Origin of the sequence: Maricaulis sp., from assembly GCF_030149235.1 — a bacterium.
Classification (GTDB): domain Bacteria; phylum Pseudomonadota; class Alphaproteobacteria; order Caulobacterales; family Maricaulaceae; genus Maricaulis.
The window spans coordinates 1-12,542 of sequence record NZ_JASBRW010000064.1 but is presented as its reverse complement, the minus strand read 5'-3'; the positions used below and the strand labels follow the sequence as shown (position 1 = coordinate 12,542).

The 12,542-nt window shown below is 63.4% G+C and carries 16 protein-coding genes; 5 read left to right on the top strand and 11 right to left on the bottom strand.

What is annotated here, in order from left to right; all coding sequences use genetic code 11:
- Positions 1 to 32 precede the first annotated feature (32 nt).
- Positions 33 to 557 carry a peptide deformylase gene (def, locus tag Q1V51_RS09480; RefSeq protein ID WP_300555709.1) on the top strand — a complete coding sequence of 175 codons (525 nt, stop codon included), beginning with the start codon at positions 33 to 35 and terminating at the stop codon, positions 555 to 557.
- Positions 558 to 673: 116 nt separating this feature from the next.
- On the top strand, positions 674 to 1,468 hold the full coding sequence (locus tag Q1V51_RS09475) for a hypothetical protein (protein ID WP_300555707.1): 795 nt from the start codon (positions 674 to 676) through the stop codon (positions 1,466 to 1,468).
- Between the two features lie 2 nt (positions 1,469 to 1,470).
- Here the strand turns inward: Q1V51_RS09475 and Q1V51_RS09470 are convergent, their stop codons facing one another.
- Positions 1,471 to 1,821, bottom strand: coding sequence for a Kazal-type serine protease inhibitor (locus tag Q1V51_RS09470; protein ID WP_300555705.1), 351 nt, complete (start codon positions 1,819 to 1,821; stop codon positions 1,471 to 1,473).
- An 83-nt stretch (positions 1,822 to 1,904) separates the two neighbouring features.
- On the opposite strand from Q1V51_RS09470, the gene fmt reads away from it, so the two are divergent.
- Complete coding sequence (fmt, locus tag Q1V51_RS09465; protein WP_300555703.1) at positions 1,905 to 2,837, top strand: methionyl-tRNA formyltransferase; 933 nt, start codon at positions 1,905 to 1,907, stop codon at positions 2,835 to 2,837.
- Positions 2,837 to 3,586 (top strand): tRNA pseudouridine(38-40) synthase TruA, encoded by a 750-nt coding sequence (truA, locus tag Q1V51_RS09460; RefSeq protein WP_300555701.1) that lies wholly within the window; start codon positions 2,837 to 2,839, stop codon positions 3,584 to 3,586. The genes fmt and truA overlap by 1 nt, the downstream gene beginning before the upstream one ends.
- Here the strand turns inward: truA and Q1V51_RS09455 are convergent.
- From Q1V51_RS09455 to Q1V51_RS09445, 3 genes are all read right to left on the bottom strand, one after another.
- Positions 3,568 to 4,137 carry a hypothetical protein gene (locus Q1V51_RS09455; protein WP_300555699.1) on the bottom strand — a complete coding sequence of 190 codons (570 nt, stop codon included), beginning with the start codon at positions 4,135 to 4,137 and terminating at the stop codon, positions 3,568 to 3,570. The two genes, truA and Q1V51_RS09455, sit on opposite strands and share 19 nt — an antisense overlap.
- On the bottom strand, positions 4,134 to 5,300 hold the full coding sequence (dapE, locus tag Q1V51_RS09450; protein ID WP_300555697.1) for a succinyl-diaminopimelate desuccinylase: 1,167 nt from the start codon (positions 5,298 to 5,300) through the stop codon (positions 4,134 to 4,136). Before dapE ends, Q1V51_RS09455 begins: the two co-directional genes overlap by 4 nt.
- Positions 5,301 to 5,363: 63 nt before the next feature.
- A complete protein-coding gene (locus Q1V51_RS09445; RefSeq protein WP_300555695.1) occupies positions 5,364 to 5,705 on the bottom strand; it encodes an aspartate decarboxylase in 342 nt (113 codons plus the stop codon).
- Positions 5,706 to 5,823: 118 nt separating this feature from the next.
- Between Q1V51_RS09445 and Q1V51_RS09440 the strand changes: the two genes are divergently transcribed.
- The gene (locus tag Q1V51_RS09440) at positions 5,824 to 7,038 is read left to right on the top strand and encodes a TIGR03862 family flavoprotein (RefSeq protein WP_300555692.1); all 1,215 of its coding nucleotides are present in this window, start codon (positions 5,824 to 5,826) and stop codon (positions 7,036 to 7,038) included.
- On the opposite strand, the gene dapD is transcribed toward Q1V51_RS09440, so the two are convergent.
- The 7 genes from dapD to rpmH all read right to left on the bottom strand — a co-directional run.
- On the bottom strand, positions 7,019 to 7,843 hold the full coding sequence (gene dapD, locus Q1V51_RS09435) for a 2,3,4,5-tetrahydropyridine-2,6-dicarboxylate N-succinyltransferase (protein ID WP_300555690.1): 825 nt from the start codon (positions 7,841 to 7,843) through the stop codon (positions 7,019 to 7,021). The two genes, Q1V51_RS09440 and dapD, sit on opposite strands and share 20 nt — an antisense overlap.
- A complete protein-coding gene (locus Q1V51_RS09430; RefSeq protein WP_300555688.1) occupies positions 7,840 to 8,550 on the bottom strand; it encodes a pyrimidine 5'-nucleotidase in 711 nt (236 codons plus the stop codon). Before Q1V51_RS09430 ends, dapD begins: the two co-directional genes overlap by 4 nt.
- Positions 8,547 to 9,572, bottom strand: a complete 1,026-nt coding sequence (locus Q1V51_RS09425) for a DUF1036 domain-containing protein (RefSeq protein WP_300555686.1) — start codon at positions 9,570 to 9,572, stop codon at positions 8,547 to 8,549. The genes Q1V51_RS09430 and Q1V51_RS09425 overlap by 4 nt, the downstream gene beginning before the upstream one ends.
- 19 nt (positions 9,573 to 9,591) lie before the next feature.
- Complete coding sequence (yihA, locus tag Q1V51_RS09420) at positions 9,592 to 10,164, bottom strand: ribosome biogenesis GTP-binding protein YihA/YsxC (RefSeq protein ID WP_300555684.1); 573 nt, start codon at positions 10,162 to 10,164, stop codon at positions 9,592 to 9,594.
- 65 nt (positions 10,165 to 10,229) lie between these two features.
- Positions 10,230 to 12,026, bottom strand: a complete 1,797-nt coding sequence (gene yidC / locus Q1V51_RS09415; protein WP_300555682.1) for a membrane protein insertase YidC — start codon at positions 12,024 to 12,026, stop codon at positions 10,230 to 10,232.
- A 13-nt stretch (positions 12,027 to 12,039) separates the two neighbouring features.
- Complete coding sequence (gene rnpA, locus Q1V51_RS09410; protein ID WP_300555680.1) at positions 12,040 to 12,417, bottom strand: ribonuclease P protein component; 378 nt, start codon at positions 12,415 to 12,417, stop codon at positions 12,040 to 12,042.
- A 5-nt stretch (positions 12,418 to 12,422) separates the two neighbouring features.
- A partial coding sequence (rpmH, locus tag Q1V51_RS09405) for a 50S ribosomal protein L34 (protein WP_300555746.1) occupies positions 12,423 to 12,542 on the bottom strand: 120 nt, incomplete at its 5' end.

Below are 12,542 nucleotides of genomic sequence, written 5' to 3'. Positions count from 1 at the left end.
ATCGGTTAAGTCCCAGCCCTTATTTAGGCCCCATGGCTATTCGCGAAATTCTGACCGTACCGAATCCGATCCTGAAAGAGATCTCCAAGCCCGTCGACGGCGTTGACGACGAGCTTCGCGAACTCATGGATGACATGCTGGAGACGATGTACGAGGCCGATGGTATCGGCCTGGCGGCGATCCAGGTGGGCGTGCCCAAGCGCATCATCGTCATGGACCTCTCCGGCCCGGAAGACAAAGCGGCGCCGAAATTCTTCGTCAATCCGGTGCTTTCCGACCCGTCTGACAGCTTGCGTCCCTATGAAGAGGGCTGCCTCTCCGTGCCGGGCTATTACGAAAGCGTAGACCGCCCCGATCGCATCAAGATCACCTATCTCGACTATGACGGGAACAAGGTGGAGGAGATCGCCGAGGGCATGTACGCTACCTGTATCCAGCACGAGATGGACCATCTCGAGGGCGTGCTCTTCATCGACTATCTCTCGCGCCTGAAGCGTCAGCGTGCGGTACAGAAGGTGAAGAAGCTGGAAAAGGACAAGGCCCGCGACGCGGCCTGATTCCGGCCTGAAACTGCAGTTTCCCCTGATCTGGCTTGACCCGCACGGTCGGGCATCTCAGTTTGGCATGCGGACGTTGTTAGCGATCACACCGATCGCCTGGCGGGAGACTTAGCATGCGGATCATCATTCTGACGGCCGGACTGGCCCTGGTGGGTTGTAGTCAGGGCACTCAGGACGCGCCCGAAGCGGCTTCGCCTGAGGCCACATCGGCTGCCGCGCAGGCGACTCAGCCCGGCTCGGAGCTGGTGATCGGCCCGGAAGTGGACGACGCTAACATCATCACCGGCATGTGGATGCCCCGCACCGTCGACCTCGGCCCGCCGGCCGTGTTTAACCAGCTCCGCCCCTATTGCGGCCAGGCGTTCGAGGGCCGTGTCATCTCCGACGATCCGCAGGACGCGGACTGGGCGTCGGAAGTGCTGACCATTCATTTCCGGGAGTGCGGCGATAACGAGATCCGCGTGCCGCTGCATGTCGGTGAAAACCGTTCACGCACCTGGATCCTGACCTATGAAGGCTGGCCGGGCATTTGTCCGCACTTCGCTCCCGGGCCGACCCAGCTCAATGGCCAGGAAGTCATCATGATGGATGCGCAATGCTGGAACCGTTCGGTGACGCTGAAGCATGACCACCGTCATGAGGATGGCAGCGAGGATGTGCTGACCATGTATGGCGGCACGGGCCGCGATTTTTCCACGCCGGGCCGTATGGAGTTTCCGGCCGATCCTTATTCACGCGACCTGTTCGAGCGTGAAAACATCCCGGCCTCGATGCAGAACACCTGGTCCATCACCGTGACCGAGACGAGCTTCACCTATGAGCTAAGCCGTCCGGAGCGTTATTTCGCGGCCGAATTTGACCTGACCCGCCCGGTCGAGGCGCCGCCGGCGCCCTGGGGGCATGAATAGGGTTAGGCCTGGCAAGCCCCATCGCTGGCCACGCTGACGCCGTTTGACGCCGCGACACAGGCATTGGAATAGGTCTGGCCGTCACAACCGCAGACCGGGCGATATTCGCGCGTGCACATCGGGTGCATTTCGCGGCAAGTGCCCATCTGGTCGGCCGCGCCACACATGGCTTCGGGCGAATAATCGCAGAAGGTGTTCTCGCCGGCGCAGGCGAGGCCCATCATGCCGCCGCACAGGCCACCGACTTCCACTGGCTCGCGCACGGGCAATTCCCCGGTTGGCGGTTCCGGTGAGGTGGCCTGGCAAGCTGCCAGGAAAACTAAGGCGATCAGGGCTGCAATCCGGGTCATCATGTCCTCCCCCCTTGGCGCGGGTCTTCAAGCTGACGTATCACAGCGCCAACCATCTGAATGTGACATGACGCACGGGGTTTTGCATGACACTTCGTATCGCCTTTATGGGCACGCCGGATTTTGCCGCCCGCTCGCTCGCCGAGATCGCCGCGGCCGGTCATGAGGTCGTCCGTGTCTATACCCAGCCGCCGCGCCGCCGCGGCCGCGGGCAGTCGGAGCAGAAAACCGAGGTGCACCAGCTGGCCGAAATCCTCGGCATTCCCGTACACACGCCGAAAAGCTTCAAGGACCCCGAAGTGATCGCGGATTTCGAAGCGCTCGATTGCGATGTCGCCGCTGTCGTCGCCTATGGCCAGATCCTGCCCCAGGCGGCGCTCGACGCACCACGCCATGGCTGCCTCAACCTGCATGCCTCCCTGCTGCCGCGCTGGCGCGGGGCTGCGCCGATCCAGCGTGCCATCATGGCCGGTGACGAGGTCACAGGGGTGCAGATCCAGCAGATGGAAGCGGGGCTCGATACCGGGCCGATCCTGCTGTCGGAAACCGTAAAGATCGCGCCGGAAGACACGTCTGGCACGCTGCACAACAAGCTGCGCGACGCCGGTGCCCTGATGTGGTCGCGGGCGCTCTCGGCGCTGGAGCGTGGATCCCTCGAGGCCGTGGCCCAGGACGAAGACGGAGCGACCTATGCGAAGAAGATTTCGCCGGCCGAAGCTCGTATTGACTGGTCACGTCCGGCCGCGGACCTGGCCAATCACATCCGCGGGCTATCGCCTTTCCCCGGCGCCTGGTTCGAACTGGACGGGGAAAAGGGTCCGGTGCGCATCAAGGTTCTGATGGCAGAAAAAGCCGGTGAGTCCGGGAATGCCGGTGAAGCCCTGGATGACCAATTGACCATTGCCTGCGGCTCGGACTCGCTGCGTCTCACCCGGCTTCAGCGCGAGGGCAAGGGTGTGATGGCGGCCGAGGACTTCCTGCGTGGTACACCGGTTTCCGCCGGAACGAAGCTGAGCTGATGCCGCGCTACAAGCTGACAATCGAATATGATGGTGGCCCTTTCCAGGGCTGGCAGCGCCAGGAAAACGGGCCGTCCGTCCAGGCCGCGCTGGAACAGGCCGCGACCAAGCTTGATGGTGCCCCCGTTATCGTTCAGGGCGCCGGACGCACCGATAGTGGCGTCCATGCGCTGGGGCAGGTTGCGCATCTCGACCTGGTCAAGGACCTGGCCGAGGACAAGGTCCGCGACGCGATCAATTATCATTTGAAACCAAACCCGGTGGCCGTGGTCGAGGCCGAGCGCGTGGAAGAGGATTTCCACGCCCGTTTTTCCGCCATCAACCGGGCCTATCTCTATCGCATCATCGATCGCCGCGTGCCGCTGACGCTGGATCGCGGCCAGGCCTGGCGCGTGCCCAAGCACCTCGATGCCGAGGCCATGCATGCTGCCGCGCAATTCCTGATCGGGACGCACGACTTCACCACTTTCCGCGACGCCCAGTGCCAGGCGGAAACCCCGGTCAAATCCATCGACAAGGCCTCGGTTTCGCGCCTCGGCGAGGAAGTCCAGATTACGGTCGAGGCGCGCTCCTTCCTGCATCGCCAGGTACGTTCGATCACCGGCTCGCTGGTCGAGGTCGGGCTTGGAAAGTGGACACCGAAGGATTTCAAGGCTGCGCTCGATGCCGCCGACCGTAAGCGCTGTGGCCCCGTGGCGCCGCCGGACGGGCTCTACCTGACCGCCGTCGATTATCCGCCGACACCGTAAATCCGGATCAGGCCAACGCCCATGATCTCGCTGACCAGGATCGGAACCGCCGCGATCAGCGCAGACGTGATGGTCGGGGTTCCGAGGGCGAGATAGGCGATGCGCCAGTGCGCCAGCAGGCGGACATAGTCGTAAACGAACACCAGCAGCACGCCGAGTGTGGTGACGCCGATCAGGCCGGAGATCTGTAGCGACCACATAACCGCGAGAAGGCCATAGAGCCAGACCACGCCCCAATTATGCATCACCACCCAGGGCGTAAAGCGCTCCGTGGCGCCCAACAGGCGGGTGATCAGGCCGGCAATGATCATGAAGAGCGGCCAGGACAGGAGGAAGTGCCACCAGAAGGGCGCGACCTGTTCGGTCAGGCCGATCCGGCTGCCCCCGGCCAGGATCAGCAGAAAGAAGGGCAGGCAGATCAGGGCTGCGGCAAAGGAGTGCCATAATCCCCGTGAGGAGACATCCAGCCCGGCCTGCCAATCCTTCTTGAAGGTCAGGGCCTTGTAGAGGCTGCGCAGGGACAGAAAGGCCTCGGCGGCGAGCCGTATCATGCGGGCGTGTCCTCGAAATAGCGCTCCAGGATCCGTGTATAGATCGCGGTCAGGCACTCTATATCCGCGATATCCACGCGTTCGTCGACCTGATGCATGGTCGCGCCGACCAGACCGAACTCGGCCACCGGACCATAAGCCTGGATGAAGCGGGCATCTGATGTGCCGCCACCCGTCGACAGGGCGGGCCGGCGACCGGTTTCTGCTTCGGCGGCGTCCTGGATCAGGGTGGTGAAATCACCGGCCGGCGTCAGGAAGGCCTCGCCCGAAATGCGCAGATCGAGATCGATCGTCCCGTCGAAATCGAGATCGACCTTGGCCGCCTCATTCTCGATCCACTGCGCCAGCTCGGCGCCCTTGTGTTTGATGTTGAAGCGGATATTGAACCGCGCCTCGGCTGAAGCCGGGATCACATTGGTCGCTTCATTGCCGACATCGATGGAGATGATTTCCAGATTGGACGGCTGGAAGGGAGGATGACCCTGGTCCAGTTCGCGCGCCTGCAAACGGTTCAACAAGTCCAGCAATGGCGGGATCGGGTTTTCTGCGCGTTCCGGATAGGCGACATGGCCCTGGCGGCCATTGACGGTGATGCGGCCATTGAGCGAGCCGCGACGGCCGGATTTTATTACTTCGCCCATTTCATGCGGGTTGGTTGGCTCACCGACCAGGCAATGATCAAAGGTCACGCCTTCGGCGTCGAGGGCTTCAAGAACCCTTCGCGTGCCATTGATGGCCCAGCCTTCCTCATCGCCTGTAATCAGGAAAGCGATCGAGCCCTGCGGTTGGCCCTTCGCATCGAGAAAGCGCTGTACAGCGGCGACCATGGCGGCCAGCGCGCCCTTCATGTCCGCAGCACCGCGCCCCCAGAGCACGCCGTCTTCATCCTCAGCGGCGAAGGGCGGGCGGGTCCAGCCGGCCTCGTCCCCGACCGGCACGACATCGGTGTGGCCGGCGAACATGAAGCAGGGGCTCTCTTCACCCAGCCGGGCATAGAGATTGTCGACATCGTCGAACGGCATGCGGCGGCAATGGAAGCCCAGTGCTTCCAGCCCGTCCTGCATCACGTCCAGCGCACCCGCATCGACCGGAGTGATCGAGGGGCGCTGGATCAGGCGGCGGGCCAGCGGAAGCGGGTCGGCGAGGGTGGAAAGCTCGGTCATACCCGCAACATAGCCAGTGAAACCGCCTTCGCCAGTCAGCCGGTGCAGATTACCCGGGTTTTCCTAGTGCGAACGACCGTGGGTCTCGCGATAGCGTTCCATCGAGACCGAGATCTTGAAGGTCTCGCGATATTTCGGAGAACCGACCGGGCGCGGCGGGTTTTGTGCCGTCAGGGCGAGGATGCGCTCAAGCGTGTCGTGCGCGGCACCGGTCTGGCCGGCACCGATATAGGCGTGCAGCTCGACCAGCGCGTCCGACAGCGGGTCGCCGCCGCGGATGATGAAATAGGGCTCGTCCTTGCCCATCCGGCCGAGCACATCGAACTCGGACGGGTTGTCGGCGGAACCATAGGGCGCCGCCGGATTGGCTGCGGCCGGCTTGTCTTTGATCATTTCATCGCTCATGGCGCGCCCCTTTGTGTCTTGCGTCAAAGCGTATTCGAGCAGATTCGAGCGAAAAACGGTAGCGCGCAATGTGCAGCAAGGCTTGGTCATATGCGCGCAGCCGACTAGACCTCATCCCATGAGCCTGAAGCCTGACATCGCCATAATCGGCGGCGGCCCTGCCGGACTAATCGCCGCCGAGCATCTCGCGCGCGCTGGTCATGGTGTGCACGTCTTTGAGCGCATGCCGACCCTGGGGCGCAAATTCCTCATGGCCGGTCGTGGCGGGCTCAATCTGACCCATTCCGAGGGGCGGGACCGGTTCGACACCCGTTATCGCGAGGCGGCGGCCTGGTTGAAGACCTGCATTGATGCCTTTTCGCCTACTGACCTGCGTATCTGGGCCGACGGGCTTGAAGCGGAGACCTTTGTCGGTTCAAGCGGCCGGGTCTTCCCCAAGGCGATGAAAGCCTCGCCTCTCCTGCGCGCCTGGCGTGCACGGCTGGAGGGGTTGGGCGTGATCTTTCATCTGCGTCACCGCTGGTCCGGATGGGATGCCGACGCGCTGGTGTTCGACACCGGAGAGAGCGCAGCCCTGCGCGTTGAACCCAGGGCGACCCTGCTGGCGCTCGGTGGCGCAAGCTGGCCCCGGCTGGGCTCGGACGCAGCCTGGGTGCCCTGGCTCAGCGAAGCCGGCGTCGAGATCGCGAACTTCCAGGCCTCTAATTGCGGTATCGAAATTGCCTGGAGCGAGCATCTGAAGTCACGCTTTGCCGGTCAGCCGCTGAAGACGATCGGGCTGGCGATCGGCGAGGAAACGGTGAAGGGCGAGGCGGTGATCGCGGCCTACGGGCTGGAGGGTGGAGCGGTTTATGCGCTGTCCGAGCCCTTGCGGCGCGCGCTCGCAGCCGGACCGGCCAGGATTGAGCTCGATCTGCGACCTAATCAGACCGTGGAGCAGCTGGCCGCGAGGTTGGGCAAGGCGCGTCCGGGGCAGTCCCTGCCAACCCTGCTGAAGAAAACTCTCAAGCTCGCTCCGCAGGCCGCGGCCCTGGTGTTTGAAAGCGAAGATGTCCCGCGCGAGCCGGAGGCGTTGGCACGCCGCATCAAGGCCATCGCGCTCACCGTCACCGGTCAGCGCGGTCTCGAGCGGGCGATCTCATCCTCTGGCGGCATACGCCAGGAGGCGTTGACGGACACGCTGATGCTGCGCGCCCGGCCGGGCGTGTTTGCCGCCGGGGAAATGCTCGACTGGGATGCCCCGACTGGCGGCTATCTGCTGCAGGCGAGCTTTGCGACTGGCATGACCGCCGCACGAGGGATCGAGACCTGGCTTAGCGCAGCAGCTCGTTGATGGCAGTCTTGGACCGGGTCTGGGCGTCGACGCGTTTGACGATGACGGCACAGGCCAGCGATGGGCCGCCCTTGGGATCGGGCAGCGTGCCCGGAACGACCACGGCATAGGCCGGGATTTCGCCGCGGGTGATCTCGCCGGTTTCGCGGTCAACAATCTTGGTCGACTGGCCGAGGAAGACGCCCATTGAGATAACTGCGCCCTCGCGCACGATCACGCCTTCAGCCACTTCCGAGCGCGCACCGATGAAGACATCGTCCTCGATGATCACCGGACCGGCCTGAAGCGGCTCGAGCACGCCGCCAATGCCGACGCCGCCTGAGATATGCACGCGCTTGCCGATTTGGGCACAGGAGCCGACCGTGGCCCAGGTGTCGACCATGGTGCCTTCATCGACATAGGCGCCCAGGTTGACGTAGGAGGGCATCAGCACCGCGCCAGGCGCAATAAAGGAACCGCGGCGTACGGCGCAGGGCGGCACGGCCCGGAAACCGGCCTTGGCGAAGTCCTCGGCGCTCCAGTCTTCGAACTTGGAAGGCACCTTGTCCCACCATTTCGAGCCGGCGACGCCGCCCTCGATCATGTCCATTGAATTGAGCCGGAAACCCAGCAGAACAGCCTTTTTCAGCCATTGATGCACAATCCAGTCGCCATTGCCTTCTTTTGAGGCAACACGGGCCTGGCCGCTGTCGAGCAGGCCGATCGCGGCCTCGACCGCTTCGCGGATTTCGCCGCGGGTCTCGGCATTGACGCCGTCGCGGTTTTCCCAAGCGGTTTCGATGACGGATTGCAGGTCGGTGGTCATGCTTTTCGCTCTTTGGTCTCGGCCGTCTCGATATCGCCCAGGAAGGTCCGCAGGCATTCGACGGCATAGTGGACATGGTCGGGATGGACGCCCGGCGGGACGCTGTCGTGATTGTGTTCGCCGTCTTTGGCCTGAATGAGCACGGTGGTAAAGCCCATCTCGTGTGCCGTCTTCAGATTGCGCACACTGTCCTCGAACATGACGCTCTGTTTGACCGGGAGGTTGAAGCGCTCGGCGAAACGGTCGAACCCGGCGCGCTGCGGCTTGGGCGTAAAGCCCGAGGCGGCGACGTCGAAAATATCCTCGAACAAGTGGGTCAGGCCCAGACGGCCGAGAATGTTCTCGGCATGCCCGACCGAGCCATTGGTATAGACAAGGCGGCGGCCGGGCAGGGCTGCAATGCGTTCGGCCAGAAGAGGATCAGGATCGATGACGCTGGCATCCACATCGTGCACGAAATCGAGAAAGTCGTGCATGTCGACGCTGTGGTTCTCCATCAGCCCGCTCAGCGTGGTGCCGTAGTCATGCCAGTAGGTTTTCTGCACCTCGCGTGCCTTGTCGCGCGGCAGGTCGAGCAGTTTCATGACGTATTGCGTCATGCGCTTGTCGATCTGCACCATGATCGCGGCATCGGACGGGTAGAGGGTGTGGTCGAGATCGAAGACCCAATGGTCGATATGGGTCAGGTCGGGGCGTTGAGAGCTCAAGGCTGGGTATCCTGGAAATCACTGTCCTGGATATCAATACGAACACCGCCATCGACCGGATCGGGGATGGGGCGGAAAAGCGTCGCACCATAGCCACGCTCGGCACAGGCCTCCTGGCCTTCGGCCACGAAGCGGGCCGGTGCAATGCAGAACGCCTCCTCGCCATCGCGCATATAGCGCCGTCCGGCCGAGGAAATCTGTTCGGCATAGATATAGGCGTTGGCGGTTTCCAGATTGGCCGCCAGCGTCCGGGCGCATTCGCCATTGAACAACCGCCACCAGCCGCGCGATTCCCAGTCACCATTGGTGCGATGGGCGATGGCGATGGTGACATCGCGGAGCGAACGATTGCAGACCGTGATGCCGCTGGTCGCATTGCGGGCCAGGGCCGCCGATTCAAGGGCGTCGATCAATTCGGCCTGGGAGGGGCGGGCGCTCAGCCCGGCGTCTTCAAGGAAATCGGAAATGGCGCGCCGTGTGCCGCGGCCTTCAAAACCGTCGACCGAGGAAATGGAGTAGCCGGAGCTCTCCAGCAGGCGCTGGATTCCCGCCGTATCCGCATAGGGTGCGGCCTGGCGCCGTCGCCCGCTCTCCGGCGGCAGTTCATAGCGGTCCGGCTCGACCAGCACGGTTCGCTCGCGATCGGGGCCCTCGCGCATGATGAACTCACGTGTTGCCAGTCCGAAAGCGGAACAGACCCTGTTGGCGACGACATCGAAATCCGCGTCATCGGCGCAGAGCGGCACAGAGCCACGCCATTCGCGCACACCGCCGAGATAGGCTTCGGACGTCTTGGCGTAATAGAAGACCGGAAACTCGCTATCGAGATCGATCTGGGCCGGGGTTTCCGCGCATTCGCCCGGGCGTATGCGTTGCCAGCCCTGGATGGCCACACCTTCATCGACAGTCCAGCCGGTCGCCAGACGCACGACATAGCTGGTGCTGTTGCACAGCTCCGTGGCCTGCGCCGGCGCGGAGAGCGGGGTCAGCAGGGCAAGCAGAAGAACAAGACGGGTCCACATGGGATTTGTCTTGGCGTCATCAGCCCAGTTTGGCAAGGGCGGCGATCTCTGCGCGCAGCTCATCGACACCGTCACGCTTGGCTGAGGAGGTGCTGAGCACGCGCGGGAAGGCGGCCGGACGCTTGATGATGGCGGCCGCGGTTTCTTCTGTGATGCGCTTGACGGCAGGTGGCTTGATCTTGTCGGTCTTGGTCAGAACGATCTGATAGCTCACCGCGCTCTCATCGAAGACATCCATGATGCTCTCATCGACCTTCTTCAGGCCGTGGCGGCTGTCGATGAGCAGGTAGACGCGCTTCAGATTGACCCGTCCGCGCAGGAAGGCCCGGGTCAGCCGGGTCCATTTCTCGACCACATCCTTGGGGGCCTTGGCATAGCCGTAGCCGGGCAGGTCGACGATGCGCAGTTCACTATCCTCGATGTCGAAGAAATTCAGCTCCCGCGTCCGGCCCGGTTCACCGGAGGCACGCGCGAGGCCCTTCTGATTAGTCAGGGCATTGATCAGCGAGGACTTGCCGACATTGGAGCGTCCGGCAAAGGCGATCTCGATCCGGTCCGGCGGCGGCAGACGCTCAAGGTCCACCGCGCCCATAAGGAAATTGACCGGGCGCCCGAAGAGTTTGCGCCCGGCCGTCAGATCCAGATCGTCGTCCGTACTCAGCTTTCGCTCCCGGACGCCTTGTTGCGCAGGCGTGCGATGAGCTTGTCGAGCTGGGTCTCGTTACCGTGGCGGCGCATGATCACGTATTGCTGGATCACGGTAAGGAAGTTGTTCCAGGCCCAGTAGATCACCAGACCGGCGGCGAAGCCGGCGAGGACGAAGGTGAAGACGATCGGCAGGAAGGCGAAGATGCGCGCTTGGACCGGGTCGGGCGGCGGCGGGTTGAGCGCCTGCTGTGCGGCCATGGTGATGCCCATGATGATCGGCCAGGCGCCCAGGCCCAGAATGCCACCGATCAGGAACATGCCCGACGGGTCGAACGGCAACAGGCCGAACAGGTTCCACATATTGGTCGGGTCCGGAGCCGACATGTCGGAGATCCAGCCATAGAAAGGCGCATGGCGCAGCTCCAGCGCATTCACCAGGGTCTGGAACAGGGCGAAGAAGATCGGGATCTGCGGCAGGATCGGCAGACAGCCGGCGAGCGGATTGATCTTCTCGCGACGATACAGCTCCATCATCGCCTGCTGCTGCTTCTGGGTATCCGAGGCATAGCGCTCGCGGATTTCCTGCATCTTCGGCTGCATGATTTTCATACGCGCCAGGGAGGCATAGGAGCGGTTGGCCAGCGGGAACATCAGCACCTTGATGATCAGCGTCAGAGCCAGGATCGCCAGGCCGACATCGCCGAGGACGTTTTCCAGCAGGGTCAGCAGCCAGACAAAGGGGCGCACCAGGAACCAGAGCCAGCCCCAGTTGTAGGCCATGTCGAATTTCTCGACGCCGATGTCGTTTTGCACCGAGGCGAGAACGTCGAGTTCCTTGGCGCCGGCGAAGATATAGGTCGTCGAGGTCAGGCTGGCGCCCGGCGCGAGGACTTCGGCGCGTTCCACATAAGAGCTCTCGAAAGCATCGATATCGCCGCGTTCAATGGTGCGGAAGCGGGCGGTGAAGGCGGTATCAAGCTCAGGGATGGCGGCGGCCATCCAGTAGCGCGTGGTAATGCCGACCCAGCCGCCGGTACCGTTCTCCTCCGCGCTGGCGCCATCTTCCAGGGCAGAAAATTTTTCGCGCGTCATGACGCCGTCGACGACAGCGATGGCGCCTTCAAAGGCGGCCATATTGTTCGCCAGGTCGTCCGGCAGCCCCTCATGGCGCACCAGGCCATAGCGCTGCAGCTCGGCCTCGCTGGAGGTGGTGTTGGTGACGCGGTCGGTCAGGGTGAAGAGATAGTTGTCATTGATTTCGATCGTACGCTCGAAGCTCAGACCGCTTTCGCTTTCATAGCCGAGCACGACCGGAGTGTCCGGCGTCAGGCGACTGCCCGACAGCAGGGTCCAGCGCGTTGACCCACCGGGGAGGTCATTCATGCCCGGTGTGGCCGACTGCCAGCCGTCGCGGGCGTAGAAGACATGCTCGGTGCCGATCGGGTTGAGCAGCGCAATCATCTCGTCCGAGCCGACTTCGGTGAAGTGGCGGCGCAGGCGCAGATCATCGAGGCGTGCGCCTTCCAGAGACAGCGTGCCCTCAACGCTCGGTGCGTCGATCTCGATGCGCGGTGCCGCGGCCAGGGCTTCAGGGCGGTCCATCGTGGTGACGGCGCCAGACGTGGTGGCCGTATCGGCAGGCAGATCCGGATCCAGGGCTTCCTGCGCCATCTCGGCGGCTTCAATGGCAGCCTGTTCTTCGCGGCGTTCCTGTGCAGCCGGCTCGAACACGAAGATCGTGAAGCCGAGCCAGATCACCAGCATCAGGCCCATGGCCAGGAATAGATTTCGGTTTTCTTCGCCCATAACGGCAGGCCCCTCAGGCTTTCTTCTCAGCGCGGTCCCCCGGCTTGTCAGCCTTCAGACCGGCAAGGGCGGACTCAACATCCTTCATAAGCTTCGGCCACTCCCGGTCGGGCGTGGCCGCTCGTGCGATGAATACATAGTCAAAGCCCGGCTCCCCGTGGAGAGGGAGTAGCAGCCGCGCTGTCTCCCTCAGCCGGCGCTTGGCGCGATTGCGCAGCACCGCATTGCCGACCTTCTTACTTGCAGTGAAGCCGATAGAGCAATGGGAATTGCCGTCGCGGCGGCGGGCCTGGATGACCACACCACGTTGAACCGCTTTGCGGCCCTTGGCGACGTAAAGGAATTCGCGCCGCTTTTTCAGTCGCCTAATGGCGATCGGCGGCGCGATCATAGTCCTTAGGCGGACAGGCGCTTGCGACCCTTGGCCCGGCGGCGTGCCAGAACCTGGCGGCCAGCCTTCGTGGCCATGCGCGCGCGGAAACCGTGCCGACGCTTGCGGACGAGCTTGGACGGTTG

What these genes read in the sequence shown, in the direction of transcription:
- def (WP_300555709.1), top strand. Translation starts at nt 33, where the DNA reads ATGGCTATTCGCGAAATTCTGACCGTACCGAATCCGATCCTGAAAGAG.
- Q1V51_RS09475 (WP_300555707.1), top strand. Translation starts at nt 674, where the DNA reads ATGCGGATCATCATTCTGACGGCCGGACTGGCCCTGGTGGGTTGTAGT.
- Q1V51_RS09470 (WP_300555705.1), bottom strand. Translation starts at nt 1,821, where the DNA reads ATGATGACCCGGATTGCAGCCCTGATCGCCTTAGTTTTCCTGGCAGCT.
- fmt (WP_300555703.1), top strand. Translation starts at nt 1,905, where the DNA reads ATGACACTTCGTATCGCCTTTATGGGCACGCCGGATTTTGCCGCCCGC.
- truA (WP_300555701.1), top strand. Translation starts at nt 2,837, where the DNA reads ATGCCGCGCTACAAGCTGACAATCGAATATGATGGTGGCCCTTTCCAG.
- Q1V51_RS09455 (WP_300555699.1), bottom strand. Translation starts at nt 4,137, where the DNA reads ATGATACGGCTCGCCGCCGAGGCCTTTCTGTCCCTGCGCAGCCTCTAC.
- dapE (WP_300555697.1), bottom strand. Translation starts at nt 5,300, where the DNA reads ATGACCGAGCTTTCCACCCTCGCCGACCCGCTTCCGCTGGCCCGCCGC.
- Q1V51_RS09445 (WP_300555695.1), bottom strand. Translation starts at nt 5,705, where the DNA reads ATGAGCGATGAAATGATCAAAGACAAGCCGGCCGCAGCCAATCCGGCG.
- Q1V51_RS09440 (WP_300555692.1), top strand. Translation starts at nt 5,824, where the DNA reads ATGAGCCTGAAGCCTGACATCGCCATAATCGGCGGCGGCCCTGCCGGA.
- dapD (WP_300555690.1), bottom strand. Translation starts at nt 7,843, where the DNA reads ATGACCACCGACCTGCAATCCGTCATCGAAACCGCTTGGGAAAACCGC.
- Q1V51_RS09425 (WP_300555686.1), bottom strand. Translation starts at nt 9,572, where the DNA reads ATGTGGACCCGTCTTGTTCTTCTGCTTGCCCTGCTGACCCCGCTCTCC.
- yihA (WP_300555684.1), bottom strand. Translation starts at nt 10,164, where the DNA reads ATGGGCGCGGTGGACCTTGAGCGTCTGCCGCCGCCGGACCGGATCGAG.
- yidC (WP_300555682.1), bottom strand. Translation starts at nt 12,026, where the DNA reads ATGGGCGAAGAAAACCGAAATCTATTCCTGGCCATGGGCCTGATGCTG.
- rnpA (WP_300555680.1), bottom strand. Translation starts at nt 12,417, where the DNA reads ATGATCGCGCCGCCGATCGCCATTAGGCGACTGAAAAAGCGGCGCGAA.